The sequence below is a fragment of the Photobacterium lutimaris genome, assembly GCF_003025555.1.
Taxonomy (GTDB): Bacteria; Pseudomonadota; Gammaproteobacteria; order Enterobacterales; family Vibrionaceae; genus Photobacterium; species Photobacterium lutimaris.
Map to the genome: position 1 here is coordinate 1,154,520 of NZ_PYMH01000001.1, position 17,541 is coordinate 1,172,060.

Sequence of the window (17,541 nt, forward strand, 5' to 3'; positions counted from 1 at the left end):
CGCCAAGCACTTGAGGCTATAGTTTATGATAATAATTCAAAGTTGCGAATAGCTTCTTCCTTCACAAAAGGCATTGCTTTTTGCATGAAGTAGATACGATCAAATTTTTGTGGCTCTGCATTCATAAAATCACGAAGGTTATGACCCAACGCTTGACGCAAGCAGGTGCCGATGTTGAACTTAGACACACGTGAACGCTTCAGCACTTCCATATCTTCGTCACGGATACCACTGGTACCATGTATTACCAACGGAATATCTACCATATTCGCAATACGATCTAAACGACCAAAATCAATCGTACATGTCGGCTCGGTCAATCTGTGTACGTTTCCCACCGAAATCGCGACACAATCAGCACCACTTTCTGTTGCAAAACGCGCGGCATCTTCCGGCTCGGTGTAGACCGATTTGATATGGTCACGGCCTTCATCATAAGGTACTGAGCCAATTTCGCCTTCAACCGATGCCCCCAGCGCATGGGCAACATCGGCCACAGCACGGGTACGAGCGATATTTTCATCAAGCGATAACTGAGATCCATCGAACATCACTGAGCTGAATCCTGCCTTCAAGGCACGGTAAACAACCTCTTCGTCATAGGTATGATCGAGATGCAAACAAACCGATACAGAGCTATTGTGCGCCAGTGGCAATAACATCGCGGCGGCTGTCTCTACCCCATAGAAGTCGACCACATCTTTATTACAGGCCAGGATCACCGGCTTGTTAACCGTTTCTGCCGCTTCGACTACAGCACGGGCGTCTTCATAGCCGAACACGTTAAAGCAAGGGACCGCGTAGTCTGATGCTGCTGCCTGAGGCAATAGGTCTTTCAAATTGACGAGCATATCGCCCCCTCCTTATTTGAACTTGGCGATCATATCCTTGATGCCAGGGATCGTTTCGACTTGGTACTCATGGTGCGGATCAAAGTGCTGGATCAGCGACTTTTCTGTTTTACCGACGATAATGGTGAAGTAGTACATTTCGTATCCCGGTGCCGCAACGCTTGGGTGGTAACCTTTATCGATAGCAATCACAGAGCCGGTACGCACGTGGTAAACCGGGCCAAAGTCGTCCTCATGCTCATACAAGAACTGGGCACCGAAGCCAAAATCTGGGTTGAAGCGGAACTGGTAGACTTCTTCATATAATGTTTCTTTACTGCCATCAGGCTTAACACGGTCTTCATCATGTTTGTGAGGAGGGAAACCCGACCAGCCTCCTGCACCGACAGTAAATAATTCACTAACAAGAAGGCGGCCACGGTTATCTGAATTAGACTGACCCAATACGTGTTTGATCTTGCGGTGAGTTTTAGTGTCATCGGAACCGTACTGGACAATATCGACATTCTCTTCACGCACACAGAAAGGTTCTAGTGACTGTTCAAACTTACCACCAGCAATCATCACGTCAGCCGTATCGCTGACACAGTCAATGGTTGCCCTGTAACCCAGCGGGACATAGACCGCTTCTGGGTTGCCATCCCACACTGATTTACGCTTACCGATGTTGTCGTAAACGTCGGTTTTTTCACCGTTGGTCACGGTAATTGAACAGGTGCCGCCAGCAAGGACAATGACAGATTCATAGCCTTCAACGATATGCTGGTGCTGCTCACCTTGCGACAGGCGAACCTGATTAAAATAACACAACGGTGTGACGTCATCGTTTACATCAACGATTGGCTGGTTCTTATTATCAAATGGTGGGATATGCTTGCCCATAGTACTTTCTCCTCACTGCCTGTTTTATCAACTGTCACTTTCGAGCGCAGTGTTTTATCTGTCTAAATTGTCGTAATAAAAAAGCCGGACCTCGATGGTTTGTACCCTTTCTAGACGTATCCAGTTTAAATACTGGCCCGGCGGACCTAATTGCCTTTAATCACTTCGTCCGGAGGTGACTATTAAAGGCTTTTTTCTCTGGTCTCAATAAAATCAAATAATTGTTCTTTGGTTGGCATTGCTTCAGTACAGCTATTGCCACTGACATTAATCGCCGCTGCTGCTGTGCCATGCTTGACGCCGTCTTCTAACTCGCCACCATTGGCCAGTGTCCAAATAAGGCCACCAGCAAATGAATCGCCAGAGCCGAATGGCTTCTGCACATCGACACGGAAGATCCCCTGTTGGAATTTATGACCATCGCGGCAATACACTTTCGATCCGAACTCACCGGCTTTAACCACCACCACCTGGGTGTTTGAACGGAGGAAGCGATCTGCGGTTGCATCGTCGTCGGTATTACCCGGTGCCAACACGGTTTCCATCATGTCGAACTCTTCGCGGTTACCGATCACGATATCCGACAGCCCTGCTGCAATACCGTAGTAAATAGAGGCATCGACATCGGTACGCCATGAATAGGGGCGGTAATCAACATCCAGTACGACGAGCGTGTTGCTGCGGCGTGCATGCTCCATTGCGATAAGCGTTGCTTCACGGCTCGGGCTTTCTGAAAGCGCCGTACCGGTTACTACCAACACCTTGGCATTGGCAATATACTCTGGGTCGACTTGCTCTGGCTTGATGGTCAAATCAGAGGCGTTGTTGCGGTAGATCAGTACCGTACAATCGCTTGGTTTCATCTCGGTAAATGCCACTGAGGTGCGTGATCCCGAGCTATCTGTCATCATGCCGTCTAGGTTGATCCCCTGACCTGACATGTATTGCTTAACGTAGCCACCGAATGCATCATCTGCGACACAACCAATAAACCCGACGTTGCCGCCTAGCTTACTGATAGCGACTGCAATATTCGCTGCCGAGCCACCGACGAACTTATTAAAACCTGAAATATCAGCCATATCTGTGTTTGATTCACGGGCGTAAAGATCGACGCCCGCACGTCCCAACACGATGGCATCCAGCTTACGATCTTGCTGAAGTGCAATCTTTGTCATCGTCATTCCTACTACTTGTATTCAACCCATGCGGCGTTTTGGTCTGCTGACTCAACGCATTTTTCACACAGGCGTACACCTTCGATACCGGCATCAATTCCTGGGAACCAAATACCCGCTAGTGCCTCTTGGTCATCACGGTCAGCCGCATCAAACGCCAATGCGAAGCGGTGGTAAAGGTTTGCCCAAGATTCAAAGTAGCCTTCTGCATGACCACCGCCAACACGGTTTGATGCCACACCCGGCGCATCTTGGTGTAAATAGCCCATGCCGCGCTCTAGTACGCGAGCTGGCTCACCCTGTACTTCGAAACGAAGCTGGTTTGGTTGCTCATCCCACCATTCGATAGACGCTTTTGAGCCGACGATACGGATCTTCTGCTGGTGCATAGAGCCTGCGTTCACCGCTGATGCCCAAAGGGTACCAACAGCACCGCCTTTAAATTCCATCATTACGTGGGCATTATCTTCTAGCGGCGTGCGCGACTTAATGAAGCTCTGGCGCATACAAGATAGACGGTCAACTTCAAGACCAGTCATCACTTCGCACAGGTAGAATGCGTGAGTGCCGATATCACCCAGCACATACGTTGGGCCAGAAACCTCAGGGCTTACACGCCACTTCAGACCAGGATCGTTCAGTTCGTACTCTTCGTTGTGGAAGCCGTGGGCAAACTGCATGTTGATTACGCGGATGTCACCTAGGTCGCCACGCTGAACCATTTCACGCGCCTGCTGAACCATTGGGAAACCGCTATAGCCATACATCACGCCAATAACACGGTTGTTTGTCGTCGCAATGGCTTTGAGCTCTTCGGCTTCTTCCGTGGTGAAAGTAATTGGCTTTTCGCATACCACGTGCAGATTAGCTTCCAGCGCTGCCTTACAGATTTCGTAGTGGGTCGAGTTAGGTGTGGCGATAGACACAGCTTGGATACCATCTTCACGCTGTGCTTCTTGCTCGAACATCTCTTTGTAATTGGCGTAGCAACGGTCGCCTTCAAGGCCAAGGTTGTTACCGAAGTCACGGCAGCGCTCAGGATCAAGATCAAAAGCACCGGCTACCAACTTGAACAATCCATCACGCTGCGCTGCGTTACGGTGCGAGTAACCAATCTGGCTCCCACGGCCGCCGCCTACCATTGCCCAACGGATAGGTTGATCAAAATGACGTTCTTCATTAAACATGGCTTCACTCCTTGTCAGGTATCCCCACTACTTTTTGAGAGAGACCCGCGTTTCAGATATTGGAAATAGTATGTTCTTGTTTACTGAGTTCTTGTTTACAAAGTTTTTATTCTCAGAGGCTCTCAGCGATAAGAGCCTCTTGGTTAATAAATTCTCATTCGAGAGTGACTCGGTTTGTCACCTAGACCTTAAACACCGCGTCTTTGAGTTGCTCGCCCTTCCTCCCAGTCAGCGACTTTCTTCGCCGTCTCTTCGTTACGGGTCACTTCAGGCAGACCGACTTCCCACCAGCAGTCACACTTAGACCATGCCGCAGGAGAGACCGGGTCGATATCAACCACAATCACATAAGTACGGTCGGCTTCTTTGGCGCGGGCAAAGGCAGCATCGAACTCGTCGACAGAAGTGAGTTTTTCAGAAATCGCACCTTGTGCTTCGGCATGCTTGGCAAAGTCAACGCGGGCCAACTCGCCATCTGGACGGCGGCAATCTTCAAGCAGGTTGTTGAACGACTCGTTACCAGTGTTGTTCTGTAGTTTGTTGATCACCGCGAAGCCGCCGTTGTCACACACCACCACAATCATCTTGTGACCCGTCAGTACCGATGAGTAAATGTCTGAGTTCTGGATCAGGTATGAACCGTCACCCACCAGCACGACAACATCGTTGTCTGGATTGGCAATTTTTGCCCCCCAGCCTCCAGCAATTTCATAGCCCATGCACGAGTAGCCGAAATCGATATCGAACTTACCAATTTGGTAGTTCTGCCAGTTCATGGACAGCTCAGCCGGCAGACCACCCGCTGCTGTTAGTACGGTATCGCCTTTCTCCATCGACGTGTTCAGTTTGCCGATCACTTCCGCGTAAGATGACATGCCCGGTAGCAGATCACCTTCTTGTGGGTGGGTGCGGCGATGTACCAGCGCTTTCCACTCATCGGCTTCTGTTTTGGCTTTTACCGACCACTCATCACCCGAGCGCCAGTCACCAAGCAATGTCGATAGCTTCGTCATCGAGCTTTTCGCATCACCCAGTACTGGGTATGACATGTGCTTGATGGCATCGAACTTCGCCACGTTGATGCTGACCAGCTTCATTTCTGGGTTCTTAAATACTGTCCAAGAGCCAGTAGTAAAATCTTGTAGGCGGGTACCGATAGCCAGTACTACGTCAGCTTCATTGGCCATATGGTTAGCAGAGTCTGAACCGGTGACACCGATTGGGCCTGCGTTCAATGGGTTGTCTTGCAACATAGTGGCACGGCCAGCAATGGTCTCGACCACTGGGATATTGTGCTTGTCCGCGAAGTCTGCCAGCTCGTCAGTCGCTAGCGAGTAGTGAACACCACCACCTGAAATGATCAGTGGTTTCTTCGCTTGCATTAGGATTTCTTTCGCTTCTTCCAGAACGATCATTTCTGGCTCTGGACGACGAATACGGTGTGTTTTTTCAGCAAAAAAGACTTCAGGGAAGTCGTAAGCAACGCCTTGGATATCTTGCGGCAAACCGAGGAATACCGGACCACATGTTGCTGGATCCAGCATGGTATCGAGTGCTTGCGGCAATGTGTGCATCAGCTGAGATGGTGATAGCACGCGATCCCAGTAACGCGTTAGCGGCTTGAATGCATCATTGGATGTGACAGACGGATCTTCGAAGTTCTCCGGCTGCTGCAAAACAGGGTCTGGCAGGCGGCTAACATAGGCATCACCGGCAATAAGTAGCAGAGGCAGACGGTTGGTGTGCGCGATACCGGCAGCAGTCACCATATTGGTTGCGCCAGGGCCAATAGAGCTGGTTGCAATACCGATACGGCGACGCTGATTAGCCTTGGCGTAAGCAATCGCCGCTGTTGCCATCGACTGTTCGTTCTGACCACGCCAAGTAGGAATTTTGTCTTCAATATTCTTTAGCTGCTGACCGAAACACGTCACATTACCGTGACCGAAAATCGCAAAGGCGGCACCAAAAAGCTGTTCTTTTTTTCCATTAATCTCAATCATTTGTGCTGCAAGGTACTTGGCAAGTGCTTCAGCAACGGTCAGGCGTACAGTATTCATTGTCTTCCTCGTTTTTCGATATTCGAAAAATGTCTTCCTTTATTCACTGCAAATCTTGTTCATCGTTCTTACTGTGTGATTTGCGGTGAGATGTTAAGGGGGCCTAGCCTGCCCCCTTACCCTTTTGCCTAAACTTACAGGCCGTACTTGTTCGCGTAGGCGGTGATGTTCTCAAACGCTGTTTTGGCGAATGTCAGTGGATGGGCTTTTGCAGGATCCTGCTCAGCTTCAACCAATAGCCAGCCTTTGTAGTCACGCTCTTTCAGTGCAGCGAATACATCGTCATAATCAACGTCACCAGTACCAGGGACAGTAAATACACCATCAAGAACGGCATTAAGGAATGATTTGTCTGCATCACGAGCGGCATTCATGACTTCTAGGCGAAGATCTTTAAAGTGCATGTGACCGATACGGTGCCCCCAGCGCTTGATCATCGTGACAGGGTTACCGCCGCCGTATGTAATGTGACCGGTATCCAGCGTTAGGTGTACTGCATCGCCAGTTAGCTCCATCATTAGGTTGATGTCGTCTTCAGTTTCACAGATGGTGCCCACATGGTGGTGGAAAGACAACTTGATGTCGTGCTCGTTGAGTAGGTACTCAGAAACAGTTGTTAGCTTCTCGCAGTAGGTTTTCCACTCATCCATCGTCAAGATGACGCGCTGAGACAGAGGCGTATTGATGTCGCCGTGAACCGTATTGCTCACTTCACCAAACACCATCGCTTTACAGCCAGCCGCTTTCAGCAGCTTGATGTGATCCTGCATAGCCGCAATTTCTTCTTCAGCAGTTAGCGTCATCAAGTTACCGCTATACCAGCCAGAAGCGAGAACCAGGCCGTGTTTTTCTAGCAGAGGAATAAGAACTTCTGGCTCACGAGGATATTTCGTACCTAGCTCGGTACCAGTAAAACCCGCTTCTGCCATTTCACTCAAACATGTTTCCAATGGGATTTCGCCGCCAAGTTCTGGCATATCATCGTTGGTCCAGGTCAGTGGGCTGATTCCATATTGAACATTGCTCATGTTTGTACTCCAATTTTATGATTATTTAATTCCGGGTCGGTGACGATTGTGATCAGTCCAGTGGAATATGTTATTTTGGAATTCCTGAACCGTTTTTAAATCTGCACCATTTGCTTCACTGGAATTCACTATAACCGAAAAAATATAAACGAAAAATATTTTTCACACCAAAAAATCGATTCATACTTTTTCGTAAAACATGAAAAAAACCCAGTAATAACGGGGCTTGGCAGAAATTCTTGAGCGGGATCACACTTATTCTATATCAATAAATTCAATAACTTAAAGCAAGCGACGTTAACGGAAAATATTTTTCGCAATTTGACCTAAGTATCATTTTCCGACAAAACACCCTATTGGCTATAGCCGTGAAAAATCGAAGAGCATATGATTTAGCCCGTCACCAAGTGGAAAATTATTATTAAAGCAATAAATCGCTATTACAAATATTGGTGAATGAAAGAATACCGATGCAAATACCCTACAGTAAATAACGCATCGGGAAGCTACCCAACTCAAACTTATTCGATGGCTGAGTTAGAGACGGGGATCTCATAAAGGAGTAGAACATGTCACCCACAATTTCGGCCGAAGTCCGAAAACACAACTTTGCTTATATCATCAGAATTTGTTGTATCGCAGCCCTAGGGGGAATTTTATTAGGTTATGATACCGCGGTTATTTCAGGTGCCATCGGTCCAATCAGGGAGCATTTTGGATTAACCGCGGCACAAACCGGCTGGGCCGTATCAAGTGTCGTTTTAGGTAGTATCCTTGGTGCGGTAAGTGCCGGCTGGTCCGCCCTCAAATATGGCCGTCGCAACACCCTCTTCATTGCAGCTATTCTCTTCATGATTTCTGCCATTGGCTCTGCGCTGGCCTCGACCTTCACGTTCTATGTTCTACTTCGCATCGTTGGTGGTGTGGCAGTTGGTCTGGCCTGTGTCGTCTCACCAATGTACATGTCTGAGGTGGCACCCAAAGATTTCCGTGGCCGTGCCGTCAGTATGTTCCAGCAATCTGCGGTTATAGGCCAAACTGGTGTGTTCTATGTTAACTACCTCATTGCAAAGGGTATGAGTGAAGCTTGGTTGGTTGATATGGGCTGGCGCTGGATGTTGGGATCAGAAGTTATTCCAGCGGCGCTATTTGCCGCTTTACTCTTCCTGATTCCTGAATCACCGCGCTGGTTGGTACTGAAAGGAAAAATCGATCAAGCCAAAGACACCCTATCGCGCATTTCCAACCCACAGCACGCGGATCAGTTGATCAGCGAGATCCAAGCCTCTCTGGTAGATTCAAACTCCCCAGGCAAGAAGCAAGTCAGCCTGCGTTCACCATTGCTATTTGCCATCTTGGTGATCGGTACTTTTGTTGCTGCCGCCCAGCAGCTAACCGGTATCAACGTCATCATGTACTACACCCCGGAGATCTTAAAACCGATTACAGGTAGTACGGAGAACGCCCTTTTCCAGACCACCTTCGTTGGTATTGTCTTTATCCTAGGTAACGCACTGGGTATGTACCTCATCGATAAAGTCGGCCGTTTACCACTGATGAAATACGGAACGTTCGGCTGTGCCGTGGGTATGACAGTTGTCGGCTATGTGCTTTACACCGGCACTGAAGGTTACGCCGCGCTATTCGCACTGTGTCTGTACGTTGTGTCTTACGCGACATCGTGGGGCTGTGCATGCTGGACCATGATTTCTGAAATATTCCCGAACAGCATCCGCTCTCGAGCGATGGCTATCGCAGTTGGTGCGCAGTGGTTCACTGGCTTTATCGTCACCCAGTCGTTCCCGATGCTGAACGAGAATGCCTTCTTGAAGGAGCACTTCAACGGTGCCTTCAGCTTCTGGTTATTCGCGATACTATCAATCATTTGTATGTTTGTGGTCGTCAAATACGTTCCGGAAACCAAAGGCGTCAGCCTTGAGAAAATGGAAGAAGCAATGGCTAAAAAGTTGGGCAAAAAGGTACCGGAAAAAACAACAGAGGCTGCAGCTTAATTTACGTTAATCGATAAACAGCAGGCTTTCTTCTTTCAGAAAGCCTGCTTTTACGTCACATGGGAAAAATGATGCTCGATAAAATGGCTTTCTTTGTTTACGTTATACGAACCGGTTCTATTTCTGCCGCCGCACGTAAATTCAACATTTCAGTTTCTGCGGGTAGCCGCTGGTTGCAAGATCTTGAACAGAGCTTTGGTATTACCCTATGCCGTCGTACTAACCGTTTATTAACCCCCACCCCTGCCGGTCAAAAGCTGGTTGATGAGTTTTCGCCCTTGGTTGATAACGCCGAGCAGCTCTGTCGTAGCCTGCAAGACTTCCAAGAGCAAGACAAAGGCCATATCAATATCGTTTGCACCCCGGTGTATGCCAACAACTTTCTGATGGATAGAATCAGCAGCTACCTCGTATCACACCCAAACGTCACGTTTAACCTCAATGTGACACCATGGGCACTGGATCATGCTGCAGAAGCCGACTTGGTCATCAGCGCCAACGCTTGCTATCAAGGCTATCAAGAAAAAGACCTCCACCTTGTTCGCCGCGAGCTAATGCAGAGCCCTTTTGTTGCTGTCGCCTCTCCTGAATATCTAGAACGAAACCCTGCACCCGAGTTTCCAACCGAATTATCACAACACCAATGTTTATTTGCTACTACCCTGACCGGCAGTAATGATTGGATCTTCGAGCGTAATGGTGAGACACAGATGATAAAAGTACCCAAATCGCTGGAAGTTAACGACAGTGATTTGCTGCTGCAAAGTGCGATTAAAGGGGCTGGCGTTGCCTATTTACCGGCTTTTATCCTTGAGAAACCACTATCGGATGGATTGCTTACCCCAATTCTGGAAGATTACGAAACCAGTATTTGGAGCCTAAACCTGTATTACCACCCACCAACGAAAGCCTCTGCCGTTGCCAGTCACTTCAAGAGTTTTTTATTGGAAAGCGCTTAAACCAAGGCGTATTTCCGAAACAACTGACTCCACGTTGCAAGCGCCTTGATGAGCTCACTGCATTCGATTAATCTATCAATCTAAAGTAATGAGCGTCATGTCGCGCCACCATGGAAAGAGCAGTGTGAAAATTTATCAGATCACAGATACTCACTTGGCTGAAACAGCCGATGAGTCTGATGCCAATCTTGAAAAACTGCTAGATATTGTCAATCAAGATACTGAGGACAATGTCTTACTGCTCACCGGTGATCTGGTCAATGCCGCCGTGCCATCAGCCTACAACCGTATCAAATTGTATCTTGAACGAAGAGAGAATATTTCTCATTGCTATGCACTGGCCGGTAATCATGATGATCGAGAATGCATGAAAGCCTGCTTCAAAAACAGCAAGATTAAGCTGACCCATTCAGCGACTGTGCACAGTATCCCCTTCCATTTTGTTGATACTAGCCATAAGCCTTTGGGAGCATCGCTGGACCTAGGCGCAGGGCGAGTTAGCCACAAAGAGCTTGCTGTTTTGAAAAAAGCCGTCAGAAAATCGCCATCGCTGATTGTCTCCCATCATCCGATCCTTGATGTTAGCGATAAATGGTTCAAAAAAATTGGGATTGAGAATCAAGCTCAGATTGTTCGCTGTTTTAAATCCAAGCGAACCATCATTAGTGGCCATGCCCATCACTATTTTGATATTAAAGCAGGCAATATTCACCAACTTGTCGGCATTTCTTCATCTTATGGCTTTAAACATGAATCAGAAATCCCGCAACGAACCCGCATCGTTGGTATGACAATCTATGATGCTAACTGGTCGAATGGCGATCTTACTGTTAGCCATGTAGATAACTTTTGTCTTCATAACTAGCTTATTCCATTCTATTTAAAACGTTGCGAGAACTCATTTCCCGAAGCCCGAAGCTGATATTCATCCAGTAAGGCTATACTCAAACAGTCTACTGAATAAAAATTGAAAAACAGTAGATGGCGAGGCTACTTAGCGTCTATTGAACCGGGTGCAGGAAGAAGCAAACCATGTCAGTAGAAACAATTCCTGATCTATTCATTTTTGGTTGCATCTTCCTCCTTGGGTGGCTCGCCCATGTCATTAGCTCAAGAGCGCACATTCCACGTGTCACTATCCTACTGTCAATTGGTGTTGTTGCGGGACCGGCTGTTCTTGACTTGGTGCCTCCTTCGTTTACACAACACTTTTCAACAGTCACCCATTTAGCGCTCGCAATGATTGGGTTTCTATTGGGTGAAAGTTTCGCTGGGCGAGACATCATGACCGAAAGACGACAGATCTTTTTCATCTCTTTGGGGGCTTCCCTCATTCCTGCAACTGCCGTCTTTAGCATTGTCTTTCTTGTCACATCCGACCTAACCTTGTCACTCGTTCTCGCCGGTATTGCCACGGCGACGGATCCTGCCGCTACGGTAGATGTTATTAGAGAATTTAATGCACGGGGACCTGTCTCAAGGATCCTAAAAGGCGTCGTAGCCGTTGACGATGCATGGGGAATCATTATATTCAGCCTGCTTTTGGTCGCAGCGACGGCCACCTCTAGCACCAGCACCAATATTACCGATATTCTTCATGGCATCTGGGACGTTTTGGGTGCATTACTGCTCGGGGTGGTCATTGGTCTACCTATGTCAGCGATTATTGGGCGACATAAACCAGGCGAGCCGACAATTATCGAGGCAATGGGCTTTGTTTTTATCTGTGGTGGGAGTGCTCTTTATTTCGATGTATCTTATTTACTGGCCTGCATGATGCTGGGGGCGACCGTGGCGCATAAAGGAAAGCATATTAAGCGCCCATTTCACGACATCGAGACAGCTAGCGATCCTTTTCTAATTATCTTTTTTATTCTCTCAGGCATGAGTCTCGACCTTTCAGCGATAGATGTATTGGGGGCGATAGGCGTATTGTATGTATTAGCCAGATGTATAGGCAAAATACTAGGCGCGCAGGTATTTGCACACTTTGCTCAGTCATCCCCTCAGGTTACAAAATATTTAGGTTGGTGTCTGTTGCCGCAAGCTGGTGTCGCTATTGGTATGGCACTATTGGTTGGTGAAAGGTTACCTGACATCGGCGAGTCTGTTTTAACCATTGCAGTGACAACAACTGTTTTCTTTGAATTACTCGGGCCACTAGTGACACGCTGGAGTCTATATCAAGCAGGTGAAATATCTAAATAACATGGGGTTAAACAGGCCAGATTCTGATCTGGCCTTGCTATTATTTATCACTGAAATGACACATTTGATATCACCGACAGGTGATCTGAAGCATAGATGCCATCTTTGATGACACTACGATATTCAAACGAATTCACCGCTAGTTTGTCATTCACAAAAATATAATCGATATCTTCTGATTTTTCCTTACCATATCCATGGTAGGTAAATACCTGATCTTTGTTGCCATTCACCCCACTAAAAGGCTGTTTGGCGATCTTACGGGCGTCATCATACAAATCAGTCAGTGCTTGATAAGATGCGGTATCACTGCGCTCAAAATTCAGATCGCCCAGAACAATCACGGCATCACCTGCACCGCTGGTGATCTCTTCCGCTTTCTTGCTTAGCAACTTAGCACTCTCTTGACGGGCTGTTTTTCCGATATGGTCAAAGTGGGCATTAAACACAAGTACCCGCTTACCCGTTGCTATCTCTTCCAGCCGAACCCATGTGGTGATGCGGGTTAAATCAGCATCCCAGCCAACACTCGCGACGACTTGTGGTGTCTCTGACAACCAGAACGTACCACCACCGAGTTTTATATACTTATCATTACGATAAAAGATAGGCACCGCTTCGCCCTGGGCATTACCATCGTCGCGGGCCGCACCCACCCAGCTATAACCCGGTAATTGGCGAGCGAGAAACTCAATTTGATCACTAAACGCTTCTTGTAGCCCTGCGATATCATTTTGAGCAACAATGCCCGCCACTATTGCTTTGCGGTTATCCCACGTGTTGTTGCCGTCGTATTCGCTGCCTACAACACTGTCTTTGCTGTTACGGATGTTGAACGTCATCACATCAAAATCTGCCGCGACGGCTGGTAGTCCGAGGGTTAATAGTAATGCCACTGCTATTTTATTCATCATTAATTACTCCATTAATAAGATTGAGACTAGGCAGGAAGGAGCCTCCTCCCTGCTCTAAATGAACGCTCTGGGTTGAGGGCTTGAGCCTTAACGCTTAAGATCCGATATCGTTCCTTTATCTAGATCCAGCTTGAAGTGATAACTAGGTTGACCATTGGCGAACTTGGTCAAGATGCCAAACAAACCGCCAAAGCGTTGCTTGAACACATCACCAAATTGCGTTGAGCCGGCGACGGTTGCAGCCTGTTCCGCCAAGGTATTCGCTAGCAATTCATACTGTGGCATCCGGTTACGATCGATGTCTTTGAACGCCAACTCATCGGCATTTCTCAAACGGTAGAAATCAACGGCAAGGTCAAATCCATTCCACTGAGAGAAATCGTCTAATGTTAAATTGTTTTGTGCGGCAAGTTGTTTCGCGCTGGCTTCTGCTTGTTGCCATGCTTTGGCAAAAGCTGGATCCTTAATGGTTGACGGCTCAAAAGCAACAGGTGTTTCTTGGCATATTTCAACAGCCTGAAGGCCTTCCGTCAGCGTGGTGACTTGCTGTTGGGTCAGCGGGCTATCCAATTGACTCAGAGTCAACATCTGACGGCCATCGAGTGCAAAAACCATTTGTTTCAAGTCACAAGGCCACTCTTCTGGCAGGAAGCGCATCCGGGTTAGCTCAGTGATATGCCAGTTGGTGAACTCGTAATAATCCTTCGAGGTTAATACATCCTTATTCCAAATCTCCTCATTACCTTTCGCTTTAAGGTGCTTCCATTCCTCTTCGTAATGCTCAAACAATTCATCGAAGCGTGGCACCTTATCCAAAATCACCGTTTCGACTTCCACTTGGCTTTCGGGGCTAAAGGTCAACAATTTATAAGCAGGCACATAGGCGGCCATTGATGGTGCCTGAATGTTGAACAGGAACGAACCATCACCATAGTGCTTAACACCGGTATCATTGAAATGCATATGACCACCAACATGCAGTCTTATCCCGGTTTTAGCTAACGCCTCACTCACATCTTGTTTCGGTGAACGCGCTAGCTGGAAGTTGCCCGGACCAAAAATATCTTCAATGGTTTCTGCGGCGCCGTTATAAAACTCCGTCATCGGAAAGTGACTAAAAGCCACCAGCGTTTTGCCTTCAGCATTCGCCCTATCAACCACGGTTTTCATCCACTCAATGACATGCTGCTTATGAGTGAGCATTTTGTTATAACCTGCATTTCCCGAACCCGCGAAATTAGAGGCAAGTTCAGGTTGCTGAGTATCAGCATCTGCGCCAGGGATATAGACGTTGGCATCTATCGCGAGTAGCCACAACCCTTCTACCGGCTCAACTAAATAACTGGTATCAGGCACCATAAAACATGCCGAGTAATTAGGCTGTTTGTATTGCCCACCCGTTCCTTGATGACAAATTTCATACTGACGCTGACCATATTTAGATTGGGCAAGCGCTGTATCAAAGGCATAATTGGCCTGCGAATACGACGAATACGGCGTCTCCCAATACAGGTTGGACGGCTGCGGGAAGAAACCAAAATCACCCAACTCTGCCATCAAGCCTTCATAGCCCAACTCACGGATTTCCTCGGTACAGATCGTTGGAAGTTCATGACCTGCATTAATTACCGCTGTTTCGCTATCATAGCCAACGCACTCATTGGCACCCTTACTGAAGATCCGCTGGGTTTTGCCATCTTTACCTAAGAAGTCCCCTTCACCACTTGGCCGGTCGAAAGGGCGAACAGGATCATGGTTGCCGGGAGCGGCAAAAAATTCGAGATCATATGTGTCAGCGTAATAATCCAGAATCGTTTTTAGCCCACGAATATGAACCGGCTGACCATCATCACTGAAATCTCCCGGTAGCGCGATATACTTTACTCCCCGCTTCACAGCATCATCTAAGGCAGCCAATAAAGCGAAGTAGTTTTCATTAAACAGTCGCGTGGAAGTGAGCTGCGCATGCATACTACGGATTGTGGCTTGCTGACCACTGTGGCTATTTTTCAGACCATCGAAACTACCATCGGTAAAGTCACCATATACATCATGAAAATGAATATCGGGCATAAAGGCGACTTGCACTTCCTCTGCGGCAAAGGCTGTGCCCATGCTCATAGATAATAAGAGCGCAACACTGCTTTTTCTGAACCTTTTCATCAAGGTATCTCCGTGAATGTAATATTATTGGGCTCGAGTGATTTTGAATTTTGGTTTTGATTCTTCTTGTTTTTTAGGAAGCTCTTCACCTTTGAAGACTAATAAAGATCCAACGGCGATGATTCCTGAGCCAACGGCTATCGCTACGACATACACCAGCCAGTTTTCAACGGCCAGCCAACCATAAAAACCTGAAATGGGTGCGCGGTTTACCGCCCCTAAACCCACCGCCATCGCTGCGCCGACAGCCGAACCGATAACGTTAACAATGATGATCTTGGGGTTCGCCAAGGCAAATGGGATCGCGCCTTCAGAAACACCAATCAGCCCCATTAAGGTCGATGCCTTACCTGCATCTTGTAAGGAGTGAGGAAAACGCTGTTTCCAAATGAGGGTTGCGACACCAATACCAATCGGTGGAATAATGATGGCGACTTGCGCGGCGGTATTAGGGTCATAGATACCAGAAGCTAGCATCGCCATGGCCGTTGTCACGGCTGCTTTGTTAATTGGACCACCGAGGTCAAAGCCAACCATGCCACCGACTACCGCTGCCAAGACAATTTTATTGCCATCAGACATACTCAATAGCCAGCTTTCCAAGCCACGGTTCATTGCTGCCAGTGGATCTCCGATGATGTACATCATGACTAAACAAGCTAATAAAGTACCACCCACTGGAATAATGAAAATGGGGCCTGCCGAAGCGACAGATTTAGGCAGTTTTACTTTAGTGACCAGCAATTTGACGATATAACCTGCAATAAAGCCTGCAGCTAGGGCGCCAAGGAAACCGGTGCCCATTTCCTTTGCCAATAAGCCGGCGACCATACCAGGCGCTATACCCGGTTTATCTGCTATCGAGAAAGCAATATAACCGGCAACAACGGGAAGCATCAGGCTCAGTGCCAAGCCACCAAAACCATCAAATGCATGAAACAAGCGAACAATGGCATTTGCGGCTTCGGCATGACTGCCATCCCAAATATTATCGATGCCATAAAAAGAGGCACCGATACGCGCTATCCCCATGATCACTGCCCCAGCAATGATCAATGGCAACATGTAGGAAACCCCAGTCATAATGGCTGTTTTTATTTCAGTTCCTACCGACTTTTCCTTTTTATTCATTGAAAATTTAGCCATTATTTATTTCCTCACATAATGCTTCAAACACTGCATTTCCATGTTTAATGGGATCAGCAACAGCACACTCTAAAACGGGTAAAGTAGTGAATCTTTCCTTTTTTGTAATGGCGACTTCAGCTGCAATAATACAACCATCAGCACGCGCTATATCTTCAGCGGTAATTTCATTTTCAATACCTAAACTACCCTGCGTTTCAACTTTTATCTCATGTCCTAATTCTTTGCCAACCATAGCTAGTGACTCTGCCGCCATATAGGTATGTGCCACGCCAGTTGGGCAAGCTGCTACACAAACAAAATACATAATTAACCTCTTTAATTTTCACCTGGATTAAATAGAAAAAGCACAGCAAAGACATGAAGTCTTCCTGTGCTTTTATTCGCTTTATTTCTTGTTTTTTATCTAAAAGTTGTAGGTTGATTGTCTGATTAGAAGCGATTTGATATGGCAAGTAGATAGTTGAGGCACTCAGCTGAGTTTCCAAAGCATATGCAGCTGACGGATCACCCATACTACGCTGACAAGACAGCATCTGCGCAATTGACGAGTTATCACAACCACGCGATAAGGCATCAAAATCAACAACTTGAATACCAACGCGAGATTGGTGTTCAGCGATAGCAAGCAACTCACGAACAGGCTGTTTACCTGCTTTACGGAATGATAGTTGTTTAGTCACACTATCCCACACCCCGCACCACTGTTTAGCCAACGTATCGAGTTCATCAGTTTGATCATATTCAGTATGATTCAACTTTTCGATTTCTGGTGTTAAAGCAAGGCTAATATTTTCAAGCATAGCAAGCATAGAAAAGAAACAATCTTTTCCTTTCACTGACGCTATACAAAAAAACAACACCACACGAAACATTGATATCACCTAAACAAATGTAAAGTTAACAAATAAATCCTAACAGTAATGTTATTATTCAGTCTAAGACAATGATCA

General features: G+C 47.2%; 15 protein-coding genes. 4 read left to right on the forward strand and 11 right to left on the reverse strand.

Annotated elements, in window-relative coordinates:
- Positions 1-23: 23 nt before the first annotated feature.
- From C9I99_RS05015 to iolE, 6 genes are all read right to left on the reverse strand, one after another.
- On the reverse strand, positions 24-851 hold the full coding sequence (locus tag C9I99_RS05015; RefSeq protein WP_107347709.1) for a class II fructose-bisphosphate aldolase: 828 nt from the start codon (positions 849-851) through the stop codon (positions 24-26).
- A gap of 12 nt (positions 852-863) precedes the next feature.
- Complete coding sequence (locus C9I99_RS05020; protein WP_107347710.1) at positions 864-1,733, reverse strand: 5-deoxy-glucuronate isomerase; 870 nt, start codon at positions 1,731-1,733, stop codon at positions 864-866.
- 182 nt (positions 1,734-1,915) lie between these two features.
- Positions 1,916-2,911, reverse strand: coding sequence for a 5-dehydro-2-deoxygluconokinase (iolC, locus tag C9I99_RS05025; RefSeq protein ID WP_107347711.1), 996 nt, complete (start codon positions 2,909-2,911; stop codon positions 1,916-1,918).
- A gap of 11 nt (positions 2,912-2,922) precedes the next feature.
- Positions 2,923-4,098, reverse strand: coding sequence for a Gfo/Idh/MocA family protein (locus C9I99_RS05030; protein WP_107347712.1), 1,176 nt, complete (start codon positions 4,096-4,098; stop codon positions 2,923-2,925).
- Positions 4,099-4,286: 188 nt separating this feature from the next.
- Positions 4,287-6,158, reverse strand: a complete 1,872-nt coding sequence (iolD, locus tag C9I99_RS05035) for a 3D-(3,5/4)-trihydroxycyclohexane-1,2-dione acylhydrolase (decyclizing) (protein WP_107347713.1) — start codon at positions 6,156-6,158, stop codon at positions 4,287-4,289.
- 134 nt (positions 6,159-6,292) lie between these two features.
- Positions 6,293-7,186, reverse strand: a complete 894-nt coding sequence (iolE, locus tag C9I99_RS05040) for a myo-inosose-2 dehydratase (protein ID WP_107347714.1) — start codon at positions 7,184-7,186, stop codon at positions 6,293-6,295.
- 569 nt (positions 7,187-7,755) lie between these two features.
- On the opposite strand from iolE, the gene C9I99_RS05045 reads away from it, so the two are divergent.
- From C9I99_RS05045 to C9I99_RS05060, 4 genes are all read left to right on the forward strand, one after another.
- Positions 7,756-9,198, forward strand: coding sequence for a sugar porter family MFS transporter (locus C9I99_RS05045; RefSeq protein ID WP_107347715.1), 1,443 nt, complete (start codon positions 7,756-7,758; stop codon positions 9,196-9,198).
- A 71-nt stretch (positions 9,199-9,269) separates the two neighbouring features.
- Positions 9,270-10,157: a LysR family transcriptional regulator gene (locus tag C9I99_RS05050; protein ID WP_107347716.1), complete on the forward strand. Its 888-nt coding sequence runs from the start codon at positions 9,270-9,272 to the stop codon at positions 10,155-10,157.
- Between the two features lie 124 nt (positions 10,158-10,281).
- Entirely contained in the window at positions 10,282-11,022 is a 741-nt protein-coding gene (locus C9I99_RS05055; RefSeq protein WP_166645445.1) for a metallophosphoesterase family protein, read from the forward strand.
- A 167-nt stretch (positions 11,023-11,189) separates the two neighbouring features.
- Positions 11,190-12,365, forward strand: coding sequence for a cation:proton antiporter (locus C9I99_RS05060; RefSeq protein WP_107347718.1), 1,176 nt, complete (start codon positions 11,190-11,192; stop codon positions 12,363-12,365).
- A gap of 47 nt (positions 12,366-12,412) precedes the next feature.
- Here C9I99_RS05060 and C9I99_RS05065 read toward each other — a convergent pair whose 3' ends face one another.
- The 5 genes from C9I99_RS05065 to C9I99_RS27000 form a co-directional block, all read right to left on the reverse strand.
- Positions 12,413-13,279, reverse strand: coding sequence for an endonuclease/exonuclease/phosphatase family protein (locus C9I99_RS05065; RefSeq protein WP_243734588.1), 867 nt, complete (start codon positions 13,277-13,279; stop codon positions 12,413-12,415).
- Positions 13,280-13,366: 87 nt separating this feature from the next.
- Positions 13,367-15,442 carry a metallophosphoesterase family protein gene (locus C9I99_RS05070; RefSeq protein WP_107347719.1) on the reverse strand — a complete coding sequence of 692 codons (2,076 nt, stop codon included), beginning with the start codon at positions 15,440-15,442 and terminating at the stop codon, positions 13,367-13,369.
- A gap of 24 nt (positions 15,443-15,466) precedes the next feature.
- Positions 15,467-16,588: a PTS fructose transporter subunit IIC gene (locus C9I99_RS05075; protein ID WP_107347720.1), complete on the reverse strand. Its 1,122-nt coding sequence runs from the start codon at positions 16,586-16,588 to the stop codon at positions 15,467-15,469.
- On the reverse strand, positions 16,581-16,895 hold the full coding sequence (locus C9I99_RS05080; RefSeq protein ID WP_107347721.1) for a PTS fructose transporter subunit IIB: 315 nt from the start codon (positions 16,893-16,895) through the stop codon (positions 16,581-16,583). The genes C9I99_RS05075 and C9I99_RS05080 overlap by 8 nt, the downstream gene beginning before the upstream one ends.
- Entirely contained in the window at positions 16,798-17,463 is a 666-nt protein-coding gene (locus tag C9I99_RS27000; RefSeq protein ID WP_133638238.1) for a hypothetical protein, read from the reverse strand. The genes C9I99_RS05080 and C9I99_RS27000 overlap by 98 nt, the downstream gene beginning before the upstream one ends.
- Between the last annotated feature and the right edge of the window lie 78 nt (positions 17,464-17,541).